Origin of the sequence: Aeromonas sp. sia0103 (genome assembly GCF_963895295.1) — a bacterium.
In the GTDB taxonomy this organism is placed as follows: domain Bacteria; phylum Pseudomonadota; class Gammaproteobacteria; order Enterobacterales; family Aeromonadaceae; genus Aeromonas; species Aeromonas encheleia.
The window spans coordinates 125,287-145,936 of the sequence record NZ_CAWQKG010000055.1 but is presented as its reverse complement, the minus strand read 5'-3'; the positions used below and the strand labels follow the sequence as shown (position 1 = coordinate 145,936).

At 62.6% G+C, this 20,650-nt stretch carries 25 protein-coding genes; 12 read left to right on the top strand and 13 right to left on the bottom strand.

Features of this window, described 5'->3' with window-relative positions; all coding sequences use genetic code 11:
* Positions 1-12: 12 nt before the first annotated feature.
* The 4 genes from flgC to AACW18_RS16640 all read right to left on the bottom strand — a co-directional run bounded on the left by flgC (position 13) and on the right by AACW18_RS16640 (position 2,647).
* Positions 13-432, bottom strand: coding sequence for a flagellar basal body rod protein FlgC (flgC, locus tag AACW18_RS16655; protein ID WP_042654894.1), 420 nt, complete (start codon positions 430-432; stop codon positions 13-15).
* Positions 432-830, bottom strand: a complete 399-nt coding sequence (gene flgB / locus AACW18_RS16650) for a flagellar basal body rod protein FlgB (RefSeq protein WP_042654895.1) — start codon at positions 828-830, stop codon at positions 432-434. Before flgB ends, flgC begins: the two co-directional genes overlap by 1 nt.
* Before the next feature lie 62 nt (positions 831-892).
* On the bottom strand, positions 893-1,717 hold the full coding sequence (locus tag AACW18_RS16645) for a CheR family methyltransferase (RefSeq protein ID WP_042654896.1): 825 nt from the start codon (positions 1,715-1,717) through the stop codon (positions 893-895).
* An 18-nt stretch (positions 1,718-1,735) separates the two neighbouring features.
* Positions 1,736-2,647, bottom strand: a complete 912-nt coding sequence (locus AACW18_RS16640; protein WP_218291947.1) for a chemotaxis protein CheV — start codon at positions 2,645-2,647, stop codon at positions 1,736-1,738.
* 231 nt (positions 2,648-2,878) lie between these two features.
* Between AACW18_RS16640 and flgA the strand changes: the two genes are divergently transcribed.
* The 3 genes from flgA (at position 2,879) to AACW18_RS16625 (ending at position 4,309) form a co-directional block, all read left to right on the top strand.
* Positions 2,879-3,484 carry a flagellar basal body P-ring formation chaperone FlgA gene (flgA, locus tag AACW18_RS16635; RefSeq protein WP_042654942.1) on the top strand — a complete coding sequence of 202 codons (606 nt, stop codon included), beginning with the start codon at positions 2,879-2,881 and terminating at the stop codon, positions 3,482-3,484.
* 94 nt (positions 3,485-3,578) lie between these two features.
* A complete protein-coding gene (gene flgM, locus AACW18_RS16630; protein WP_042654898.1) occupies positions 3,579-3,896 on the top strand; it encodes a flagellar biosynthesis anti-sigma factor FlgM in 318 nt (105 codons plus the stop codon).
* Positions 3,893-4,309 (top strand): flagella synthesis protein FlgN, encoded by a 417-nt coding sequence (locus AACW18_RS16625; RefSeq protein ID WP_218291949.1) that lies wholly within the window; start codon positions 3,893-3,895, stop codon positions 4,307-4,309. Before flgM ends, AACW18_RS16625 begins: the two co-directional genes overlap by 4 nt.
* Positions 4,310-4,342: 33 nt before the next feature.
* Here AACW18_RS16625 and yfcE read toward each other — a convergent pair whose 3' ends face one another.
* Together yfcE and AACW18_RS16615 are read right to left on the bottom strand one after the other, a co-directional pair.
* A complete protein-coding gene (gene yfcE / locus AACW18_RS16620; protein ID WP_218328300.1) occupies positions 4,343-4,885 on the bottom strand; it encodes a phosphodiesterase in 543 nt (180 codons plus the stop codon).
* A 10-nt stretch (positions 4,886-4,895) separates the two neighbouring features.
* Positions 4,896-6,533, bottom strand: a complete 1,638-nt coding sequence (locus tag AACW18_RS16615) for a peptide ABC transporter substrate-binding protein (RefSeq protein WP_218291951.1) — start codon at positions 6,531-6,533, stop codon at positions 4,896-4,898.
* A gap of 233 nt (positions 6,534-6,766) precedes the next feature.
* Here AACW18_RS16615 and AACW18_RS16610 point away from each other — a divergent pair, with 233 nt between their 5' ends.
* A complete protein-coding gene (locus AACW18_RS16610; RefSeq protein ID WP_218328302.1) occupies positions 6,767-7,672 on the top strand; it encodes a DMT family transporter in 906 nt (301 codons plus the stop codon).
* A 96-nt stretch (positions 7,673-7,768) separates the two neighbouring features.
* On the opposite strand, the gene rsuA is transcribed toward AACW18_RS16610, so the two are convergent.
* Entirely contained in the window at positions 7,769-8,461 is a 693-nt protein-coding gene (gene rsuA, locus AACW18_RS16605) for a 16S rRNA pseudouridine(516) synthase RsuA (RefSeq protein ID WP_218291953.1), read from the bottom strand.
* 171 nt (positions 8,462-8,632) lie between these two features.
* On the opposite strand from rsuA, the gene AACW18_RS16600 reads away from it, so the two are divergent.
* The gene (locus tag AACW18_RS16600; RefSeq protein WP_218389275.1) at positions 8,633-9,823 is read left to right on the top strand and encodes an HD-GYP domain-containing protein; all 1,191 of its coding nucleotides are present in this window, start codon (positions 8,633-8,635) and stop codon (positions 9,821-9,823) included.
* Here the strand turns inward: AACW18_RS16600 and AACW18_RS16595 are convergent.
* Together AACW18_RS16595 and fsa are read right to left on the bottom strand one after the other, a co-directional pair.
* Positions 9,820-10,008, bottom strand: a complete 189-nt coding sequence (locus AACW18_RS16595; RefSeq protein ID WP_042654905.1) for a hypothetical protein — start codon at positions 10,006-10,008, stop codon at positions 9,820-9,822. The genes AACW18_RS16600 and AACW18_RS16595 overlap by 4 nt on opposite strands.
* A 111-nt stretch (positions 10,009-10,119) precedes the next feature.
* Entirely contained in the window at positions 10,120-10,770 is a 651-nt protein-coding gene (gene fsa, locus AACW18_RS16590; RefSeq protein WP_042654906.1) for a fructose-6-phosphate aldolase, read from the bottom strand.
* A 128-nt stretch (positions 10,771-10,898) separates the two neighbouring features.
* Between fsa and AACW18_RS16585 the strand changes: the two genes are divergently transcribed.
* The 6 genes from AACW18_RS16585 to AACW18_RS16560 all read left to right on the top strand — a co-directional run bounded on the left by AACW18_RS16585 (position 10,899) and on the right by AACW18_RS16560 (position 18,344).
* Positions 10,899-11,795, top strand: coding sequence for a glycyl-radical enzyme activating protein (locus AACW18_RS16585; RefSeq protein WP_218389274.1), 897 nt, complete (start codon positions 10,899-10,901; stop codon positions 11,793-11,795).
* A gap of 4 nt (positions 11,796-11,799) precedes the next feature.
* Positions 11,800-14,232, top strand: coding sequence for a formate C-acetyltransferase/glycerol dehydratase family glycyl radical enzyme (locus AACW18_RS16580; RefSeq protein ID WP_218389273.1), 2,433 nt, complete (start codon positions 11,800-11,802; stop codon positions 14,230-14,232).
* Positions 14,233-14,367: 135 nt separating this feature from the next.
* Entirely contained in the window at positions 14,368-14,625 is a 258-nt protein-coding gene (locus AACW18_RS16575) for a hypothetical protein (RefSeq protein WP_218389272.1), read from the top strand.
* The gene (locus AACW18_RS16570; protein WP_218389271.1) at positions 14,622-15,368 is read left to right on the top strand and encodes a DeoR/GlpR family DNA-binding transcription regulator; all 747 of its coding nucleotides are present in this window, start codon (positions 14,622-14,624) and stop codon (positions 15,366-15,368) included. The genes AACW18_RS16575 and AACW18_RS16570 overlap by 4 nt, the downstream gene beginning before the upstream one ends.
* A 117-nt stretch (positions 15,369-15,485) precedes the next feature.
* Positions 15,486-16,379, top strand: a complete 894-nt coding sequence (locus AACW18_RS16565; RefSeq protein WP_218389270.1) for an EamA family transporter — start codon at positions 15,486-15,488, stop codon at positions 16,377-16,379.
* Positions 16,380-16,493: 114 nt separating this feature from the next.
* Positions 16,494-18,344, top strand: coding sequence for an extracellular solute-binding protein (locus AACW18_RS16560; RefSeq protein WP_218389269.1), 1,851 nt, complete (start codon positions 16,494-16,496; stop codon positions 18,342-18,344).
* Between the two features lie 69 nt (positions 18,345-18,413).
* Here AACW18_RS16560 and AACW18_RS16555 read toward each other — a convergent pair whose 3' ends face one another.
* On the bottom strand, positions 18,414-18,806 hold the full coding sequence (locus tag AACW18_RS16555; protein ID WP_042654911.1) for a DUF2750 domain-containing protein: 393 nt from the start codon (positions 18,804-18,806) through the stop codon (positions 18,414-18,416).
* Between the two features lie 99 nt (positions 18,807-18,905).
* A complete protein-coding gene (locus AACW18_RS16550; RefSeq protein ID WP_218389268.1) occupies positions 18,906-19,463 on the bottom strand; it encodes a hypothetical protein in 558 nt (185 codons plus the stop codon).
* A gap of 244 nt (positions 19,464-19,707) precedes the next feature.
* On the opposite strand from AACW18_RS16550, the gene AACW18_RS16545 reads away from it, so the two are divergent.
* On the top strand, positions 19,708-19,956 hold the full coding sequence (locus AACW18_RS16545) for a TIGR02647 family protein (protein ID WP_042654913.1): 249 nt from the start codon (positions 19,708-19,710) through the stop codon (positions 19,954-19,956).
* On the opposite strand, the gene AACW18_RS16540 is transcribed toward AACW18_RS16545, so the two are convergent.
* Positions 19,943-20,248: a hypothetical protein gene (locus tag AACW18_RS16540; protein WP_218389267.1), complete on the bottom strand. Its 306-nt coding sequence runs from the start codon at positions 20,246-20,248 to the stop codon at positions 19,943-19,945. The two genes, AACW18_RS16545 and AACW18_RS16540, sit on opposite strands and share 14 nt — an antisense overlap.
* Before the next feature lie 95 nt (positions 20,249-20,343).
* Positions 20,344-20,553: a cold-shock protein gene (locus tag AACW18_RS16535; protein WP_005331438.1), complete on the bottom strand. Its 210-nt coding sequence runs from the start codon at positions 20,551-20,553 to the stop codon at positions 20,344-20,346.
* Positions 20,554-20,650: the final 97 nt, after the last annotated feature.

The following is a 20,650-nucleotide window of genomic DNA, read 5'->3' as shown; positions in this document are numbered from 1 at the left end:
AACCCCTCAGTGTCAGGACTTGCCGAGGCCGAGCGTCTGCTGCAGCATCTTCTTGGCCGCATCGGCGACCTGAACGTTGGTCTGGTAACTGCGGGAGGCGGCGATCATGTCCGCCATCTCCTCCACCATGTTGACGTTGGGCTTGAAGATGAAGCCGTCCTTGTCCGCCATGGGGTGACTGGGGTTGTACTCCTTGAGCAGCGGCGCATCACTCTCTACGATGCCTTTCACATCCACACCGACCGAGGCTTGCTTGTCGGACATGGCCTGATCCAGCTGGGCGGCAAAGACTGGCCGCCGGGCGTGGTAAGTTTTTTCCACGCTGGAGCTGACGCTGTCGGCGTTGGCCATGTTGCTGGCGACCGTGTTGAGGCGGACGGATTGCGCGCTCATGGCTGAGCCTGCGATGTCAAAGACCTTGAACAAACTCATCACTGATCTCCTTTCAACGCCTTGAGCAGGCCGCTTATCTTGCTGTTCATAAATTCGAGGGAGGCCTGGTACTCGAGGCTGTTGCGCAGGAATTCGCTGCGCTCCTGCTGCACGTCCACGGTATTGCCGTCACCGGTATCGGGTTGCAGCGGGTTGCGGTACTGGGTCGCCCCCGGGGCATCCATCTGCAGGGCGAAATGCTTCTCGCTGGTGGTGGCCAGCCCGAACCCTTGCTGGCTCTGGGCATCCTGCAACGCCTGGGAGAAGTTGATGTCCCTGGCCTTGAAGCCTGGGGTGTCCGCGTTGGCAATGTTGCTGGATAGCACCTCCGCACGCTTGGCGCGAACGCTCAGCGTGTATTGATGAACACCAAATGCCTTGTCGAATGAAATTGCCATAGCACACCTCCTGCTTGACGAATGTTTAGCAAGAGGTGTGCCAAAGAGGGACTAGAGGGGGATTATTTGACTTTGTAGACGATGCCGGGGTTGCAGCGGACCATCTCGAACTTGTCGGTGAGGCCGGCCAGGGACTCCGAGGCCCCCAGCATCAGGTAGCCGCCAGGATTGAGGCTGGCGGCGAACTGGTTGAGGATCTTGGACTTCACCTCGGGGGCAAAGTAGATGAGCACGTTGCGGCAGAAGATGATGTCGAACTTGCCGAGCAGGCTGTAGCTCTCCAGCAGGTTCAACGGCCGGAAACTGGTCAATTTTCTGACACGCTCCGAGATCCGCATCTTGTTGTCGCCGTGCGGCTCGAAGAACAGCTTCTTGCGCTCGGGCGAGAGCCCCCGCGCCAGAGCCAGGCTGTCATAGACCCCCTCCTTGCACTGGTTGAGCATGGTGCTGGAGATGTCGGTCCCCACTATCTGCACCCCGCCCGGCAAGGTGCCCGGCCGTTTGACCTGCTGCTCCAGCGCTATCATGGCGATGGAGTAAGGCTCCTGCCCCGAGGAGGAGGCGGCGGACCAGATCTTGATCGGGCGGCCGCTCTTGCCAAGCTCGGGGAAGATCTTGTCACTCAGCAGCTGGAACGGATAGGAATCACGAAACCACAGGGTTTCATTGGTGGTCATGGCATCGACCACGGCCATCTTCAGGTCCCGCTCACGCACATTCATCGCCCGCGTCACCAGTTCAGACAGACTCTCGATACCAAACCGAGCCATCAAGGGCGACAGACGGCTCTTGACCAGATACTGTTTGTTGTCACCCAGCACTATGCCGCTCTGCAGCGCCAGAAAATGGCTGAATTGTTTGTATAAGTCGTCCGACAGTGTCTTCATGCAGTTAGTTCTTCTTTATTAGAGAGCGCCTTGTACGGCCTTGGCCAATTCATCCGGCTGGAATTTGGCAATGAAATCGTTCGCTCCGACCTTCTGCACCATGGCCTGATTGAACACCCCGCTCAGAGAGGTGTGCAGGATAACATGCAAGTCCTTGAGATTGGGATTGTTACGGATCTCGGCGGTGAAGGTATAGCCGTCCATCTCGGGCATCTCGATGTCGGAGATCACCAGCGCAATCTGATCCTTGATGGGCCCAAGCTTGGCCATCTCCAGCAGCATGTTGAGGGCCTCGCGCCCATCCTTGGCCAGCACGCACTGCACCCCGATCGCCTCGAGTGCCCGCTGTACCTGCTTGCGCGCCACCGAAGAGTCATCGGCCACCAGCACCGGGCGCCCGTGAGGATTGCGCTCCACGCTGGCTTCCACCAGCTCGGCACTCACCTCGGTCGAGACCGGCGAGATCTCGTTGAGGATCCGCTCCACGTCCAGGATCTCCACCAGTTCGCCATCCACCTCGGTGACCGCGGTCATGTAGTTGATGCGACCGGCGCCCTTGGGGGGCGGCAGGATGGACTCCCAGTTCATGTTGATGATGCGTTCGACCGAGTGCACCAGGAAGCCCTGAATGGAGCGGTTGTACTCGGAGATGATGATGAAGCACTTGCTCAGATCCTGGATCGGGCGCTTGCCCATCGCCATGCTGAGATCGATCACCGAGATGGTCTGGCCACGGATGTGGGCCACCCCCCGCACACTGGAGTTCAGCTTGGGCATAATGGTCAAGGGCGGGCATTGCAGCACCTCGCGCACCTTGAAAACGTTGATGCCAAATCTTTGACGTCCGTTGAGACGAAACAGCAACAGCTCCAGTCTGTTTTGTCCCACCAGCTGGGTCCGTTGGTTGACCGAGTCAAGAATACTCGCCATAAACACTCCCTAAAAACGCTTGGCACTAATCATGCATGCGTGTTGGCTTGCGTCAGACCATCGCCGTCTCGACAACCGGATCCTGCGACAAACGCAGCAAGCATAGTTAAATACGGTGGTATACGTGAACAACCTATCGGCCGGCACACGAAAATGATTAGTAGACTTTTCCTCATCTTACTGCCGTTTTACAGCCTCTCTCACGCCATGGCGTCCGAGGTCACTCAATATCTGCAAGAGCAGGCGCAGGCGTTCGTACTCGACCAGCTGGAGGTCCCCCTCGATGCCCAGGCCGAGGTACAGGCCGCCTCTATCGATGAGCGGCTCCCCCTCAACCGCTGCGAGGATGGCCTGACCATCTCCCTCCCCGCCAGGATGGAGATCCGCCGCAACACCACCGTCTATCTCAAGTGCGAGGGCGCCGCGCCCTGGGATCTCTACCTGCCGGTGCGGGTCAGCATCCAGAAACCCTATGTCACGGTCGCAGCCCCAGTGGCCAAGGGGGACATACTGAGCGAAGCCATGCTGACCCTGGCCTATCAGGATCAGACCCTGATCCGCGGTGACTATCTCAGCGACCCCGCCCCCCTCATCGGGGTGCGCAGCAAGCGTGAACTCAAACCGGGCCAGCCCATTCGGCTAACCCAGGTCTGCGTGGTCTGCAAGGGGGATCAGGTCACCCTGAGCGCGGAAAACAGCAGCATGCAGATCAAAACCATGGCCCGAGCCTTGCAAGATGGCAGCTTCGGAGACATGATCAGGCTTGTTAACATTCGCTCAGGCAGACCGGTACAGGGCAAGGTCACGGCCGTTGGGACTGTGGTGGTCCCATTCTGATTGTTGTATTAATGCAGCAATTTTTTTCTAAAGTTCTGACCGCCGTCACCGATAAACAGGTAAGCGAACAGCAAAGCAGACGAAGGTAAACCGTATGGCTATCAACAATATCAACAACTTGGCAAACAACCGGTTGCAGAATACGGCGACCAGCCAGGGTGCGACCAAATCCACGACTTCGGCCGAAGGCAACCGTGCGGCAACCGTCAAGACCGACTCTGTCTCCTTGACCAGCGAGGCGCAGCAATTGCAACAGATGCAGAAAACCCTCAACACCGTCTCGACCGGCAACGAAAGCCGCATCGAGAGCCTGAAGAAGGCAGTGGCCAGCGGGGAGTACAAGGTCGACAGCGAAGCCGTGGCCAAGAAGATGTTCAGTTTTGAAGCCGACCTGGACAAGCGTCTGGGATGATGGACCTGCCTTCACTGCTGCACGCCCAAGACGAGTACCTCTCCCAGATGCAAGCGCTGCTGGCGGAGGAGTTTGACCTGCTCAAACAACATCAGGCCCTGGCCTTGCCGGCCCTGGCCGAGCGCAAGCAGCAACTGCTTGCCACCATAGAAGCGCTGGACAAGAGCCTGGCCGAGCTGCCCGATCTGCGGCAACAGCTCAGTGCCTTCCCCGCCCAGTTGCACTCATTGCAGACCAAGCTGGACGCCTGCCAGGAGCAGAATGACCTCAACGGCCGGCTGCTGGAGCTCAGCATCGTCTCCAACCGTCGATTGGCCAGCTTCCTCAGCAAGCTGCGGGACAGAAACTCCCTGACCTATGACGCCAAGGGCAACACCCGCTCCGGCACCCGCTCCCAGGGCATCAAGGCGTAATACCCTCCCTCTCTTCTCACCCGTTTTAGCGTTTCACAGCACCAGCCGCATCAGCTCGGCACCGTCGGCGCAGGCATGAATGCGCATGACGCCCTGCTCATAGCAGCCGTAGCTCGCCGCCCACTCCCCTCTCGGAAAACAGATGGATCCCGGATTCATCAGCACCAGCGCCCCTTCCCGCTGCAGCACGGGGACATGGGTGTGGCCGCTGATGAACAGGCTGCCCGCCGGCAGGGGCACCTCGCCTGGGCGGTAGAGGTGACCGTGGCTGACGAACCAGCGCCGCTCATCCACCAGCAGCTGGTTGTAAGGCGCGGTGAGGGGGAAGTGCAACAGCATCTGATCCACCTCCGAATCACAGTTGCCCCGCACCGCCATGACTTGGGGGGCCAACGGATTGAGCCGCTCGGCCACGGCGGCGGGATCATAGCCCTCGGGAACCGGATTGCGCGGGCCGTGGTTGAGCAGATCCCCGAGCAGCAGGTAGTGATCCGGCTGCCAGGGGGCAAGCTGCGCCAGCACCCGCTCCAGGGCGCTGAGGCTGCCGTGTATGTCGGAGATAATGGCTATCTTCATCTCTCGTTCCTCATGGCTGGCTGAAATAAAGATCCTTGGTGGCGATGGCGCCCTTCAGGTTGCGGCTCGGCAGGCCGCGCAGGCTGGGGTCCACCAGCCGCATCTGGTTGTAGTGATAGACAGGGATGACGGGCATCTCGTCCATCAGCAATTGCTCGGCCTGGCGGTAGAGTCCGGTCCGGACTGTGCCATCCAGGGTGTCAGCTGCCTGCTGCAACAAGCCGTCGAAGGCCGGGTTGCAGTAGCCGCTCTCGTTCTGGGGATCCTGGCAGCGGAAGCTGTTGAGCATGGAGGAAGGCTCCACGTAGTCGCCAAACAGGAAGGAGCGGGCCAGCATGAAGTCGCCGCTGTCTTTGGCCACCTGATAGGCGTTCCACTCCATGTTGTTGAGTTCGACGGTCACCCCCAGCGGCTTCCACATGGAGGCCACCGCCAGCGCCAGCTTCTTGTGATTCTCCGAGGTGTTGTAGGTCAGCGTCAGCTTGAGGGGATGGGCGCTGTTGTAGCCCGCCTCCGTCAGCAGGGCGGTCGCCCTGGCCAGCCGGGTCGGCTGATCCTGCAGCGACAGCTCGGACCTTAATGCCTCATAGCCCGGCATGCCGGGCAGCAGGGACCAGGCGGGCTGCTCGCCCTGGCCGCTGACCTTCTCGGTCAGCAGGTGGCGATCTATGGTCATGGCGAGCGCCTGGCGCACCCGCACGTCCTGCAGCTCGGGGCGGCGCAGGTTGAAGGTGTAGAGATAGGTGCCCAGCAGCGGCAGGCCCCAGATCCGCTCCGGGGTCTCCTGCCTGGTCTTCTGGTAATACTCCAGCGCCACCTTGTTGGTGAGCTGGATCTCCCCCGCCTCGTAGCGCAGCCGCTCGGCGTGCTGGGAGGCGAGTGGCAGATAGGTCACCCGCTGGATCCGGGTATGGGCATCGTCCCAGTACTGGGCATTGCGCTCGGCCTCGATGCGCTCGTTCGGCACCCAGTTCACCAGCTTGTAGGCACCGTTGCTGACCAGCTTGCCGGGCTGGGTCCACTGCTTGCCGAACTTGGCCACCGCCTGCTCGTTGACCGGCACGAAGGGGCGCTGGCTGATGAGCTGCAGGAAGTAGGGCACGGGCCGCTCCAGCGTCACCTTGAGGATCTGATCGCCCTCGGCCACCACCCCCAGCGCATTGAGATCGAGCGCCCCGGCATAGATGGATTGGGCATTGTTGATGCCGGTGGCCAGCAGCAAGCCGGCGGAGGGGGAGGCCTGCGCCGGATCCAGCAGCCGCCGCCAGGCATAGACGAAGTCCTGCGCCCTGAGCGGCTCGCCGTTGGACCACTTGAGTTGCGGGCGCAGGAAGAAGCGCCACTCCAGCCCATCCTTGCTGGTTTCCCAGCGCTGGGCCTGGGCCGGCACTATCTTGCCCTGGCCATCCTCGCTCACCAGCCCCTCGAACAGGTCAACCAGCACCACCTCGCCCGGGAAGCCGGTGCGGATCTGGGCCGGATCGAGGGACTCCGGCTCGGCCCCGTTGCCCTTGACCAGGGTCTGGCGATCCGCCAGCGGCGGCTGTTGCACGACCTGGGTCGCGTGCAGTGGCGGGGTCAGCAGCAGGCCGAGCAGCAAGGGGGAGCACCAGCGACGGGCCGGCCGAGGGGCAAAACGGTAAAGCATGACAAACCTCATTCAATTCTATGGACTGCAAACAGGGGAAGGCCGGCGGCGCGCCTCGACAGGAATGCATGATGCCGCGCTTGTTATCCCCGAAGACGGCCCGTATTGTATCGGGCTTGCCGAAGAGATGGAGTCTTTCGGGCTGTTTTTTTTCAGGTGTTTTGATGCAGTACGGATGGCAGGCGCTGACAGCAGCCTGACCCGTCTTTCTAGCTACATTTTCAGGGATCTTTATGGGCTACGAGTGGCTGGCGCTGGCAGCGGCCAGTTTATGGGCGATCGCCGCCCTGATTTCGGTCAAACCGGCCCGCCATCTGGGGGCCTTTGCCTACAGTCGCTGGCGGATGTTCCTGGTCAGCCTGATGCTGGGGAGCGCCAGCCTGGCCACAGGCGGCTGGCAGACCCTCACCGAGAGCGCCCTGCCCCTGCTGGCCCTGTCGGGGCTCATCGGCATCTTCATCGGCGATACCGCCCTGTTCGCCTGCATGAACCGGTTGGGACCGCGCCGCAGTGGCCTGCTGTTCTCCTGCCACGCGCTCTTCTCCGCCCTGCTTGGGCTCTGGCTGTTCGGTGAACGACTCGGCGGCTGGCGTCTGCTGGGGGCACTGCTGGTGCTGGCCGGCGTCATGCTCGCCATCCTGTTCGGACGGCGCGGCAACCAGCAACACAACGAATGGGAACAGGTGCGCGGCCACCTCGCCGTCGGCATCGCCCTGGGTCTGACCGCGGCCCTGTGTCAGAGCCTCGGCGCCATCATCGCCAAACCCGTGATGATGAGCGGCGAGGTGGATGCGGTGAGTGCCTCCGGCATCCGCATGGGCAGTGCCCTGCTGGCGCACTGCGTGCTGCGGGTGCTGCGGGTGCCGCTCGCCCTGCCGCACAACCCCATCAACCGGCGGGTGCTGGGGATGATAGGCATCAACGGCTTCCTGGCGATGGCCCTGGGGATGACGCTGATCCTGGTCGCCCTGCGTCAGGGTGAGGTGGGCATGGTGGCGATCCTCTCCTCCACCACCCCGGTCATACTGCTGCCCCTGCTGTGGTGGCATTCGGGCCAGCGTCCCGCCCTCGCGGCCTGGGCCGGCGCCCTGCTGGCCACCCTGGGCACGGCCCTGGTGCTGGGCATCAGCGGCCCCTAACGATCCTCACGCCAGTCTCTAAGAGGCTGGCGGTGAGCGGCGCGCAGATCGGCATCCGGCCAGGTTCAACGCCTAGCAGATGCCGACTAACGCCCTTCAGAACTGGGCGATCTCGTCCTCGGTCAGCTCACGGTATTCACCCGGTGCCAACTCTTCGTCCAGGCTCAGCACCCCGATCCGCTCCCGATGCAGCCGGACCACCTTGTTGCCGATGGCGGCAAACATCCGCTTCACCTGGTGATACTTGCCCTCATGGATGGTCAGCCGCGCCTCGCACTCACCCAGCAGCTCCAACTGGGCGGGGCGGGTCTTGTCGTCCTCGTTGCGCAGGAATACCCCGTCGGCAAACAGCGAGATGGCGTCCGGGCTCACGGGATCGGCCAGCCAGACATGGTAAGTCTTGGCGCACTCGTGGCGGGGCGAGGTGATGCGGTGGGACCACTGACCGTCATCGGTGATCAGCACCAGGCCGGTGGTGTCGAGATCGAGCCGGCCCACCACGTGCAGCTTGCCCATGGCCGGCTCATCCAGCAGCTGGAAGACGGTGGCGTGGTCCGGATCCTCGTTGGAGCAGACGTAGCCTTCCGGTTTGTGCAGCATGAAGTAGCGATTGCGCTGATCCAGGGTGAGCATGACCCCATCGAACTCCACCTGGCTCTGCTCATTGATGTGGAACGCGGGCTGCTTGACCAGGATCCCGTCCACCATCACCTCACCCTGACGGATCAGCCTGCCCGCCTGGGAACGGGTCAAATCGGAACAATCGCAAAGAAACTTATCGAGCCGCATGCACAACCTCAGAGTCCATCATGAAAGGGGCGTCATTATATAGGCCGAGCCCGACAACGCCAGCACTAAGCGGGCTGGGTGGTCGCATGTGGCCATGACGGGACCGTTGGCCGATGGTAGACTGCAGGCCGAGGACCCAGGTTACCCATAATAATAATGTCAGGAAGCCGTATGAAGTCGAGCACGCCTCATCCCGTCATCCCCGTCAGCCAGCTGCAACCCGGCATGTATGTGATCGCCATCACCAGCCAGACCGGCGCCATGGAAATAGCCCAGATGGGGCTGGTCACGAACCGCAAGCAGATCGAATCCCTGGTGCTGCGTGGCGTCATCACGGTGCGGCTGGATCTCTCCCGCAGCAAGCTGGCGGGCATCGAGCAGATCATCGCCCCCGAACCGATTTCCCCCTCCTCCCCACGCCCGAGTGGCAGCGCCAGCGGCGAAGGCCGCGAACTCAAGATCCGCCGCCTCTACCAGGAGGCCCGCGAGCTGCAAGGCAAGTTCATTCGCCAGCTCAAGGCGGGAGAACCCATCGACATCACACCGCTCGCGACGGTCGCCGAGGAGATGGTGGACACCATGTTCAGCCACGGCGACGCCATGCTCTGCCTGGCCCGGATCCGGGCCAAGGATGCCTACCTGATGGAGCACTCCATGAACGTGGCCATACTGCTGGCCAACTTCGGCCGCTACCTGGGGCTGGAGCGCGACGTGCTCAAGGAGCTGACCCTGGGTGGCCTGCTGCACGACGTGGGCAAGATCATGACGCCGGACGAGGTGCTCAACAAGCCGGGCAAGCTGACGGACGAGGAGTTTGGCGTGATGCGCCAGCACGTGGTGCACAGCGCCGAGATCCTGCTCGCGACGGCCGGCATCACCCCCACCATGCTGGAGGTGGCCGCCAATCACCATGAGCGGCTCGATGGCAGCGGCTATCCCCGCCACCTGAAGGGGGAGCAGCTCTCCCTCTACACCCGCATGAGCGGCATCGTCGATGTCTATGATGCGGTGACGGCGGACCGGGTCTACAAGCAGGGGATGCAGCCGACCCAGGCGTTCCGGATCCTGCTCAAGGGGGCCGATCACCACTTCGATCGGGCGCTGGTGACCCGCTTCATCAAGTGCATGGGAGTCTACCCGGTCGGCACCCTGGTGCAGCTCTCCAACCAACGGCTGGCCATCGTCATGCAGCGCAATGCGAAGGAGCCGCTCAAACCGGTGGTGAAGGTGATCTACCACGCCACCCAGCGCCACTACCTCGAGGTGCAGTGGCTGGATCTCGCCAGAAACGGGGGACAGGAGAGCATAGAGAGCACGGTGGATCCCAAGGAATACGGGATCGACCTCGCCCACTTCGTCTAGCGGATCTGAGACTCCGGTGCCTGCTCGCGGCAATAGCGGAGGAGGAACTCCTCATCCAGCGGGGAGAGATCGAAACGGACGCAGGCCTCTTCGATGGCCCGGATGTCGTGTTCATGGTGTTCGCTGAGCCAGCGTACGGCGCGGCGCAGATCCTCACCATGGGGCAGCAGGGTATGGTCGCTCATGGGACACCTCCAGTCAGCCATCGGTACCCGCCCGTCAAATCGGGCGCTCTCCTACTAGCTTAGTCCACCCTCCTGCCCCGCCTCGATCCTCACTCACGCCTGTCGTGGACCTCAGGCGAACGCCCGTTGCCAATCCTGATCGAACTTCGCGAGCGCCGCATCTACCGCCGGCACACTCAGCATCTGCTCGGCCACGTCGAGCGGCAGGGTGATGGACTGGCAACCTGCCAGCAGGCAGTCCAGCGCCTGGCGCGGGGTGCGGAAGGAGGCCGCCAGCACCTTGCTGCCGGGGGCGTGCAGCGCCAGCAGTTGCTGCAACTCCCGCACCGTGGCGATGCCGTCACCGCCCTGGGCATCCAGCCGGTTGACATAGGGGGCCACATATTCGGCGCCCGCCTGGGCCGCCAGCCACCCCTGCAGCGGGGTGTAGACGGCGGTACCCAGGGTCGGCACGCCGTTGGCGGTCAGGCTCTTGATGGCCGCCAACCCCTCTGCGCAGACCGGGATCTTGATCACCAGATCCGGGTCCAGCTCACGCAGGGCGAACGCCTCGCGCACCATCTCGGTCTCGCTCTTGGCCATCACCTGGGCAAACAGCCGCGCCTTGGGCCCCAGCACCTCGCGCAAGGCCGGCAGCAATTCTCTTAGCGGCAAGCCCCCGGCGGCGGCGATGGACGGGTTGGTGGTGACTCCGGCCAGCGGCAGTATCCTGGACCAGCGACGCACCGCCGCCACATCGGCGGTATCGAGATACAGCTCCATCTCTAACTCCTTAACGGGATGTTCAATATGTCGCCATTCTAGCGACAAAACATCTGCAAATTGCTTGATCGAAATCAAATCAACTTTCGAATGAAAGCAAATAGAATGAAAAAACAAAAGGAGGCGGTATGATTTTCGACCTGCAACGATATTCAACTCACGATGGCCCCGGCATTCGCACCCTGGTGTTTCTCAAGGGGTGCTCGCTGGCCTGTCTGTGGTGTCAAAACCCGGAAAGCCGCTCTCCCAAGCCGGACATACTACTCGACCGGCGCCAATGCATCGAGGGATGCCGGCTCTGCAGCCAGACCTGTCCGGCAATCTTGCGTGACAGCGAGGGCATCCAGCTCACCCGTTCAGCCCTCAATGCCGAGGACATGGAACGGCTGCGCGGCCTCTGCCCCAGCGAAGCACTGCAGGTGTGCGGCCGGGATGAAACGCTGGACACCCTGATGGACACCATACTGCGGGATCGCCCCTTCTTCGAGCGCAGTGGCGGTGGGGTGACGCTGTCCGGGGGCGAGCCTTTTATGCAGCCCGACTTTGCCGCCGCCCTGCTGGCCCGTTGCAAGGCAGAAGGGCTGCACACTGCGGTCGAGAGCTGCCTGCATGTGCCCTGGCACCAGATTGAGCCAAGCCTCCCTTATCTGGATTTGGTGCTGGCGGACCTCAAACACGTGGATAAAGCGCGTTTCTTCAACTGGACTCGCGGCAAGGTGGAGCTGCCCATCGCTAACCTCAAACGCCTCGCCGAATACGGCGTGCCCATGCAGATCCGGGTGCCGCTCATTCCCGGCTTCAATGCAGACCGCGAATCGATCGAAGCCATCACAGACACGGCCGCCAGCCTCGGCACTGTGCAGGAGATCCACTTCCTCCCCTACCACACTCTGGGGATGGGCAAATATGCCCTGCTGGATATGCCCTATCTGGCGCCGGACACACAGCTCGACGACCCCGATTTACTCAGCTTTGCCCACGCATACGCCCAACGTCAGGGACTGACCCCTGTGACCCGAGGATAAGATCATGACCCAGCTCGACCTCAATAGCCTCAGCCCGCGGATCCGCGCCCACAAAGAGAGCCTGATCCACATCGTTCAGCCGCCGGTCTGCACCGAGCGTGCCCGCCACTACACGCAAGCCTATCAGGCTCATCTCGCCCGGCCGCTGCCGGTGCGCCGCGCCCTGGCGCTGGCTCACCACCTCAAGGAGCGCAGCATCTGGATCAAGCACGACGAGCTGATCGTCGGTAACCAGGCGAGCCAGGTGCGCGGCGCCCCGCTCTTCCCCGAGTACACGGTGGGCTGGATTGAGAAGGAGATAGACGAGCTGGCGGACAGGCCCGGCGCCGGCTTTGCGGTGAGCGAAGCCGACAAGGCGACCATTCACGCCCTCACCCCCTTCTGGCGCGGCCAGACAGTGCAGGATCGCTGCCTCGGCATCTTCACCGACGAGCAGAAGGCGCTGCTGGAGAGTGGCATCATCAAGGCCGAGGGCAACATGACCTCGGGGGATGCCCACCTCGCGGTCAACTTCGAGGAGTTGCTCGCCAAGGGGCTGGCCGGGGTCAAGGCGCGGGTGGCCGAGCGGCGCACCCGGCTCGATCTCGCCGACTGGGCGGATCTGCGGCGCGAGCAGTTCCTGCAGGCGGTGGCCATCACGCTCGATGCGGTGAGCGATCAGATAGAGCGCTACGCCACCCTGGCCCGCGAGATGGCCGGGAGTGAATCCCGTACAGAGCGTCGCAACGAGTTGCTGGCCATGGCCGCCAACTGCGAGCGCATCGCCCACCAGCCGCCGGAAACCTTCTGGCAGGCGCTGCAGCTCTGCTACTTCATCCAGCTCATCTTGCAGATCGAGTCCAACGGCCACTCCGTCTCCTTCGGCCGGATGGATCAGTACCTCTATCCCTGGTATCGCCGCGAGGTTGAGCTGTCAGAGACCCTGCCCCGCGAGCGTGCCATCGAGCTGCTGCAAGGGTGCTGGCTGAAATTGCTGGAGGTGAACAAGATCCGCTCCGGCACCCACTCCAAGGCCTCCGCCGGCAGCCCGCTCTACCAGAACGTCACCATAGGCGGCCAGACCTGGCGCGATGGCCAGGCCCATGACGCGGTCAACGGTCTGTCCCATGCCATCCTCGAGTCCTGCGGCCAGCTGCGCTCGACCCAGCCCAACCTCTCGGTGCGCTACCATGCCGGCATGAGCGAGGCGTTCCTCGACGCCTGCATCCAGGTGATCCGCTGCGGCTTCGGCATGCCCGCCTTCAACAACGACGAGGTCGTCATCCCCGAGTTCATCAGGCTGGGGGTGAGCGTGGAGGATGCCCACCACTACGCCGCCATCGGCTGCATCGAGACTGCTGTGCCCGGCAAGTGGGGCTATCGCTGCACCGGCATGAGCTTCATCAACTTCGCCCGCATCCTGCTGGCGGCGCTGGATGGCGGCCGCGATGCCACCACAGGCAAGGTGTTCCTGCCCCAGGCCCAGGCGCTGCGCCAAGGCAACTTCGGCTCCTTCGAGGAGGTGATGGCCCGCTGGGACGAGCAGGTACGCTACTTCACCCGCAAGTCCATCGAGATCGACTGCGTGGTGGACAGCGTACTGGAGGAACAGGCCCACGACATCCTCTGCAGCACGCTAGTGGATGACTGCATCGAGCGCGGCAAGACCATCAAGCAGGGGGGCGCCGTCTATGACTGGGTCTCAGGCCTGCAGGTGGGGATAGCGAACCTCGGCAACAGCCTGGCGGCGGTGAAGAAGCTGGTGTTCGAGCAGGGCATCGTCGATCAGGCGGTGCTGGCCGAGGCACTGGAGCAGGACTTCGCCGGGCTGGCGGGGGAGCAGTTGCGCCAGCGCCTCACCCATGCGGCCCCCAAGTACGGCAACGATCTGGACGAGGTGGATCTGCTGCTGGTGCACGCCTACCAGAGCTACATCGATGAGCTCAAGGGGCTGCACAACACCCGCTTCGGCCGGGGTCCCATCGGCGGCACCTACTACGCCGGTACCTCCTCCATCTCCGCCAACGTGCCCTTCGGTGCGGCCACCCAGGCCACCCCGGACGGCCGCCACGCCCGTACCCCACTGGCGGAAGGGGCCAGCCCGGCCTCGGGTTCGGATCGCCTGGGCCCCACTGCCGTGTTCAATTCGCTGGGCAAGCTGCCTACCGCCGCCATCCTCGGCGGGGTGCTGCTCAACCAGAAGCTGAGCCCGGCGAGCCTGGAGAACGAGCGGGACAAGGCCAAGCTGATGAGCCTGCTGCGCACCTTCTTCGAGGTGCACAAGGGCTGGCACGTGCAGTACAACATCGTCTCGCGCGAAACCCTGCTGGCGGCCAAGGCCCAGCCCGATCAATACCGGGATCTGGTGGTGCGGGTGGCGGGCTACTCCGCCTTCTTCACGGCGCTCTCCCCGGATGCGCAGGATGACATCATCGCCCGTACCGAGCACAGCCTCTGACGGATGTGCCGAAGGCAACTGAGGGTGGCGACGATCTACCCGATCTTCTTCACGGCGCTCTCCCCGGATGCGCAGGATGACATCATCGCCCGTACCGAACACAGCCTCTGACGGATGTACCGAAGGCAACTGAGGGTGGCGACGATCTACCCGATCTTCTTCGCCGCGCTCTCCCCGGATGCGCAAGATGACATCATAGCCCGCACCGAACACAGCCTCTGGCGGGCATGGCAGGTGCAAGCGGCGACCTGCCACTCGCGCGCCGGCGCCATCTTATCGCCGGATGCGCGAGGTGATATCATCGCCGCGCTGAGCAGCATCGCTGATCGGCGACCCTCATGGCGGCACTGGCCGCCATGCTTCTCCATCGTTCGAATCGAGCCATCACCATGAACCTACGCCGCCAACAGATCCTCACCCTGGTCCATCAGGCTCGCAAGATGAGCGTGAGCGAGCTGGCTGAACAGACCGGCGTGTCCGAGGTCACGGTGCGCAACGACCTCACCGCGCTGGAGAAGCAGGGGCTGCTCAAGCGGGTGCACGGCTCGGCCATGGCGCTGGACAGCGATGATCCCGATGCCCGCATGAACATCAACTACCTGCTCAAGGAGCGCCTTGCCGAGCGGGCCGCCCAGCTGGTGGACGATGGCGAGACGGTGTTTATCGAGGGAGGCAGCGCCAACGCCCTGCTGGCCCGCCATCTGGCCCTGAACAAGCGGGTCACCATCATCACCATCAGCAGCTTCATCGCCCACCTGCTCAAGGACACCCAGACCCCGGTGGTGCTGCTTGGCGGCCTCTACCAGCAGCAGAGCGAGAGCGTGGTGGGGCCGCTCACCCGGCTCTGCATCGAACAGGTGCACTTCTCCAAGGCCTTCATCGGGGTCGATGGTTTTCATCCCGAGGTGGGCTTCACCGGCCGCGACATGATGCGGGCCGACGTGGTCAACAGCGTGCTGGCCAAGGGAGTGACCAACGTGGTCATCACCGACAGCAGCAAGTTTGGCGCCATCCATCCCAGCCAGCTCGGCCGACCCGGCCAGATCGGCGTGCTGGTCACCGACGATGCCCTGCCCGCCCCCATGCGTGACGCCCTCAAGGCTCGTGGCGTGACGCTGCACTTCGTCGCCGCCTGATGCCCTGATTGCACCGTGCCAACTTGACGCCGGTCACCCCTTAGAGGTTATGCTCGAGTCTCTGTCGACTCACCGGCCCGTCCGGTGAACGCCTCCCTGATCCAACAAGGAAGAGTCATGCAAACCAAGGACAAGTGTCTGGCCGCCCTGGTCATCCTCTGCTGGGGGCTCAACTTCGTGGTGATCAAGTGGGGGCTGGACGGCATACCGCCGCTGCTGCTGGGGGCGCTGCGCTTCATCGGGGTGGTGTTCCCCGCCATCCTGCTGGTGCCCAGGCCCGCCATGCCCTGGCGCTGGCTGCTGGCCTATGGCGGCGCCATCAGCCTGGGGCAGTTCGCCTTCCTGTTCAGTGCCATGAAGTTCGGCATGCCGGCGGGCATGGCCTCCCTGGTGCTGCAATCCCAGGTACTGTTCACCCTGCTGTTCGCCATGATCTGGCTGGGGGAACGCTGGCAGACCCATCACTGGATCGCCCTGCCCCTGGCGGGGGCCGGCCTCTATCTGATCGCCGACAACGGCGAGGGCAACCTGACCCTGCTCGGCTTCGTCTTGACCCTGTGCGCCTCCGCCTGCTGGGGGCTCGGCAACGTCATCAACCGCCAGATCGGCCTGCGCTACCAGACCTCCCTGCCGAGCCTCATCGCCTGGGGTGGCCTGGTGCCCATCTTGCCGTTCCTCGCCCTCTCCTGGCTGTTCGAGGGGCAGGCGCGCATCGTCGACAGCCTGCAGCACGTCAGCTGGCAGGGGTTGCTGTGCGTGCTTTATCTGTCGCTGGTCGCCACCTGGCTCGGCTACGGCCTCTGGGGCCGCCTGCTGATGCGCTACCCGGTGGCCCAGGTCGCGCCGCTCTCCCTGCTGGTGCCCTGCGTCGGCATGGTGACCGCCGCCATCCTGCTCGATGAACATCCCACCCCCTTGCAATGGCTGGGCTCAGGGCTGGTGCTGCTCGGCTTCGTGGTGCACCTGCTGGGGGGACGACTGCGGCTGTTCAAGGCACAGCCCAACCACTGAGTCGTCACGCCGCCCATTGACCAATGCGGGGAAAGTTCCCATTCTGAGACAGGCCCTCGCGGGCCTGATATCGTTTGATCCCGGCAGGACGCCGAACCTCAGGAGAGCAAGGACATGCTGCACAGTTCATCATCGGCTAGCCACCCGTTACCGCGCGTGCTCCGCACCACGGCGATGGCCCTCACCCTCTGCTGGAGCGCCACCGGCTGGAGTGCCAGCCTGCCGGCGGATCTCGCGTGGGAGAGCAACGACACCGACCCTGTCTACGCCGATCCGGCCGCCCGGCGTGGCGGCACCTTCCACGACTTCATGATCAGCTTCCCGCTCACCTTGCGTAAATTTGGGCCGGACTCCAACGGTGGCTTCGCCGGCTACATCAGGGAGACTACCCTGCCCCTGCTCGCCACCCATCCCCTCACCGGCAAGCCCATGCCCATGCTGGCCAACCAGTGGGCGTTCGGCGCCGATCACAAGACGCTCTACTTCAGGATCAACCCCAAGGCTCGCTGGTCAGACGGCCAGCCGGTCAGCGCCGACGACTGGCTGTTCACCCTCAAGATGATGCGCAGCAAGGAGATCAACGATCCCTGGTACAACAACTACTACTCGACCCAGATAGTGGAGGTCACCAAGTTCGACGACAAGACCTTCTCCATCACCAGCGGCAGCGAGAAGAGCCGCGAGGATCTGCTCGACTCGCTCCCCTTCGCCCCCGAGCCGAGCCACGCCATCGCGCTCACCGCCAACTGGGTCAAGGAGTACAACTGGAAGGTGCTGCCGGTCACCGGCGCCTATCGGATCGACCAGGTGAAGAAGGGCAAGTCCGTCAGCTTCGTGCGGGTCAAGGATTGGTGGGGCAACGACGAGCGTTACTTCCAGCACCGCTTCAACCCGGACAGGATAGAGATCAAGGTGCTGCGGGATCAGAACATCGCTTGGCAGCACTTCCTGCGCGGCGAGCTGGACAGCTTCCCGCTGACCATTCCCAGCTGGTGGCACGACAAGAGCAAGACCGCCGAATTCGAGAAGGGTTACATCGAGAGACGCTGGTTCTATACCCGGACACCGCAATCGCCCACCGGGCTCTACCTCAACACCGCCGATCCGCTGCTCAAGGATCTCGATGTGCGGCTCGGCATCCAGCATGCGCTGGCCATCGACAAGATGATCGCGACCCTGCTGCGCGGTGACTATCAGCGCCTCAACAGCTATGGCTCTGGCCAGGGCGCTTTCACCAACACGGATCTCAAGGCACGCCCCTTCGATCCCAAGCTCGCCCGGGACTACTTCGCCAAGGCGGGCTTCACCAGCACGGGGCCGGATGGCATCCTGCAAAACGCCAAGGGGCAGCCGCTGAGCCTCAGCATCACCTACACCACGGCGGAGCATGCCCAGCGCCTGACCCTGCTGCGGGAGGAGGCGAAGAAGGCGGGCCTCAATCTGGAGCTGAACCTGATGGATGCCTCCGCCGGCTTCAAGTCCATGCTGGAGAAGAAACACCAGAGTGCCTGGATGGCCTGGAGCGGCAGCCGCTACCCCGCTTATTGGGAGTTCTTCCACAAGATCAATGCCAACAAGCCGCAGACCAACAACATCATGAACATCGACGACGATGCCATCTCGGCCCTGGTGGAACAGTATGACAAGGCATTCGACTTCGCCAGAAAGGCCGAGCTGTCGCGCCAGATCCAGCAGCGACTCTTTGAACTGGCAAGCTTCGTGCCCGCCTATCAGGTGCCCTACACCAGAGCCGGTGCCTGGCGCTGGGTGCGTCTGCCCAAGATCCCGGCGACGCCCCAGAGCGATGTGCTCTACTGGCCGCTCGATGGTGCCAACTCGGGTTACAGCTTCGGCGGCCTGTTCTGGCTTGACGAGAAGCTGAAGACAGAGACGCTGACCGCCATCAAGAGCGGGCAGCGCTTCCCCCCCGTCACCCTGATCGATACCCGCTATCGGCAGCCTTGAGCCTGGCCGCAAACAAAAAGACCCCGCACAGGCGGGGTCTTTTCATGGTGACAGCACCAGCGGCGAGGCTTAGCCGCGCTTGGCCTGTTTCTGGGCGATGGCGTCGGCCACGTCGGCCGGCTCCAGCACTATGCCTTCCTGATCCGGGGTCGGGAACACGGCGACGCAGAGTTCGTCCTGCTCCATGCCATCGACCCAGCGCTCCAGCCACACCTTGAGGGTGATGGATTGCGGCTTGCAGTCAGCCCACTCGCCTTCGGCCCACGCCTTGGCGTATTCCGGGTGCGGCCAGACCGGGATGCAGTCTTCATCTTCGGTGGTCAGCATCATGACGCCGTGTTCGTCGGTCAGGACATACAGCTCTTCGTGCTCGACCAGCTTGCTGATGAAGTGATCGAAGCGGTAGTCGGCGTTCAGTTGCAGCGCTGCATTGCGCTCGGTGTCGCTAAGTTCATAGCTCATCGGTCAAGTCTCTCATTCAATAAAGGGCGACATGTTCACATCTTGCCGGCGGCTTGTCCAGCATGAGCATGCGGTCGACCGGCCGGCCATCAGGATGGTTCAACCCAGGGTCGGGGTGATCAGGGTGATATCCGGGGTTTCGGTGAAACGCTGGCGCAGCCAGTAGGCAGACTCCACCTCCACGAAGCAGAGCTGGGAGCGGCCGGCCTGCACGCCCTGCATGATCTGCTCGAATCTGGCCTGCTGCTGCTGCTCCCAGGCGGCCGCCAGCTTGGTGCCATGGGCTTCATCCACCACCCCACGGCGCAGCTCGAACAAGTTATCGGTGATCGGGCTGTTGATCTTGGCCGGGCTGTGCCAATACATAAGCAGGTTGTCCAGCATCTCTTCATCGTAACTCGCCAGCCCATCGAGCTCGGGGGTATCGCCCGCCTCGCCGGCCGCGAAGTCACACCACCCCGCCGCCAGCGGCGCCAGCAGCTGGGCACTCTTGGCTTTGGCATGCTGACGCAGGGCCGTCATGTCTCCCCCCTTGATGGCCGGCAACCAGAGATCGCCCTGATGCTCATCGAGCAGGGGCAGCAGCAAGGAGGAGGCATAGACCGGAAAGCGGGGACCTAGGGAGTGCAGCAGAGAGACCAGAGTGACTGTGATCATGAGAGACGCCTTGAGCTGGAAGACCGGTGTTCAACCTGGCCAGAAAGACAAAAGTGGGACTATCCTACCATGTTTGGCGACCCGAGGCCTGAGCCATCACGCCTGCCAGACGCGGGCCTGCGGCCAAAAAAGCAGCGTTCGCACCGCACCGGTCCGGACAAAGCCCAATAGTTTGAGCCAGCGCCCACTAAAGTAAAACCGGGAATGCTAGTTTGCATACATCTTTAGCGTAAGGAGTGCATCCATGAGTGGGATCGACCAGGTTTCTGACGATTTTGTGAATGAGCTGAAAATACTGGCATGCTTTGATCCGGCCAACATGAGTTTGGGGATCAAGTTACGCAGCGACATGTCTGACGAGCTGTGCCTAGCGGCGGAGCGTCTGCATCAGCAAGGCCTGATCAGCGCAACCGATGGCGGCTATCTGACTCCTTTCGGCATGACCATGCTCGAGCACCTCCAACACCTGCTGGTGGCACTCAAACCGAGTTGACCTCCTGCGGCGCCCAGAGCGAGAAGTTGAGCAACTTCCAATGCTCCCCTTGCCGCAGCAGACAAGCAAACAGCAAAGGACCTTCGGGTCCTTTTATCTTGCCGTCGATCAACCACTCCCCCGCCCGTTTCGGCACAGGCAGCGCCTTGATCTCCTCGGGCAGCTCTGCCTTGCCCAGGCGTACCTGCACGAATTGCTGGCACACGGTCACCGCCTCGCTTGCCACAGGATCCGGCACGGGGGGCTTGGCAAGAGTGGATAGCGTCACGGCGAACAAGAGTGATGAGAGCATGATGATCGTCAGAGGCAGATGTGGTGTATGAATATGCCATAAAACAAAAAGCCGTGGCACCAGAGGTACCACGGCTTTCTTAAATTCTGTAAGAATTACAGAGCAGTTACGTTCTCAGCCTGCGGGCCTTTCTGACCTTGGGTCACGGAGAACTGTACGCGCTGACCTTCAGCCAGGGTACGGAAGCCGTTACCGCTGATAGCGCTGAAGTGAACGAAAACGTCCGGGCCGTTTTCTTGCTGGATGAAGCCAAAACCTTTGGTTTCGTTGAAAAACTTAACGGTACCGGTGATCATGTTAGACATATCTTTAACCTGTATTCAAAATAATTACTTAATGCTTTTCAGCGGGTAAAGCTCAAAAATGGGATTAACTTATGAACAACAGGGAAAGATGCAAAAC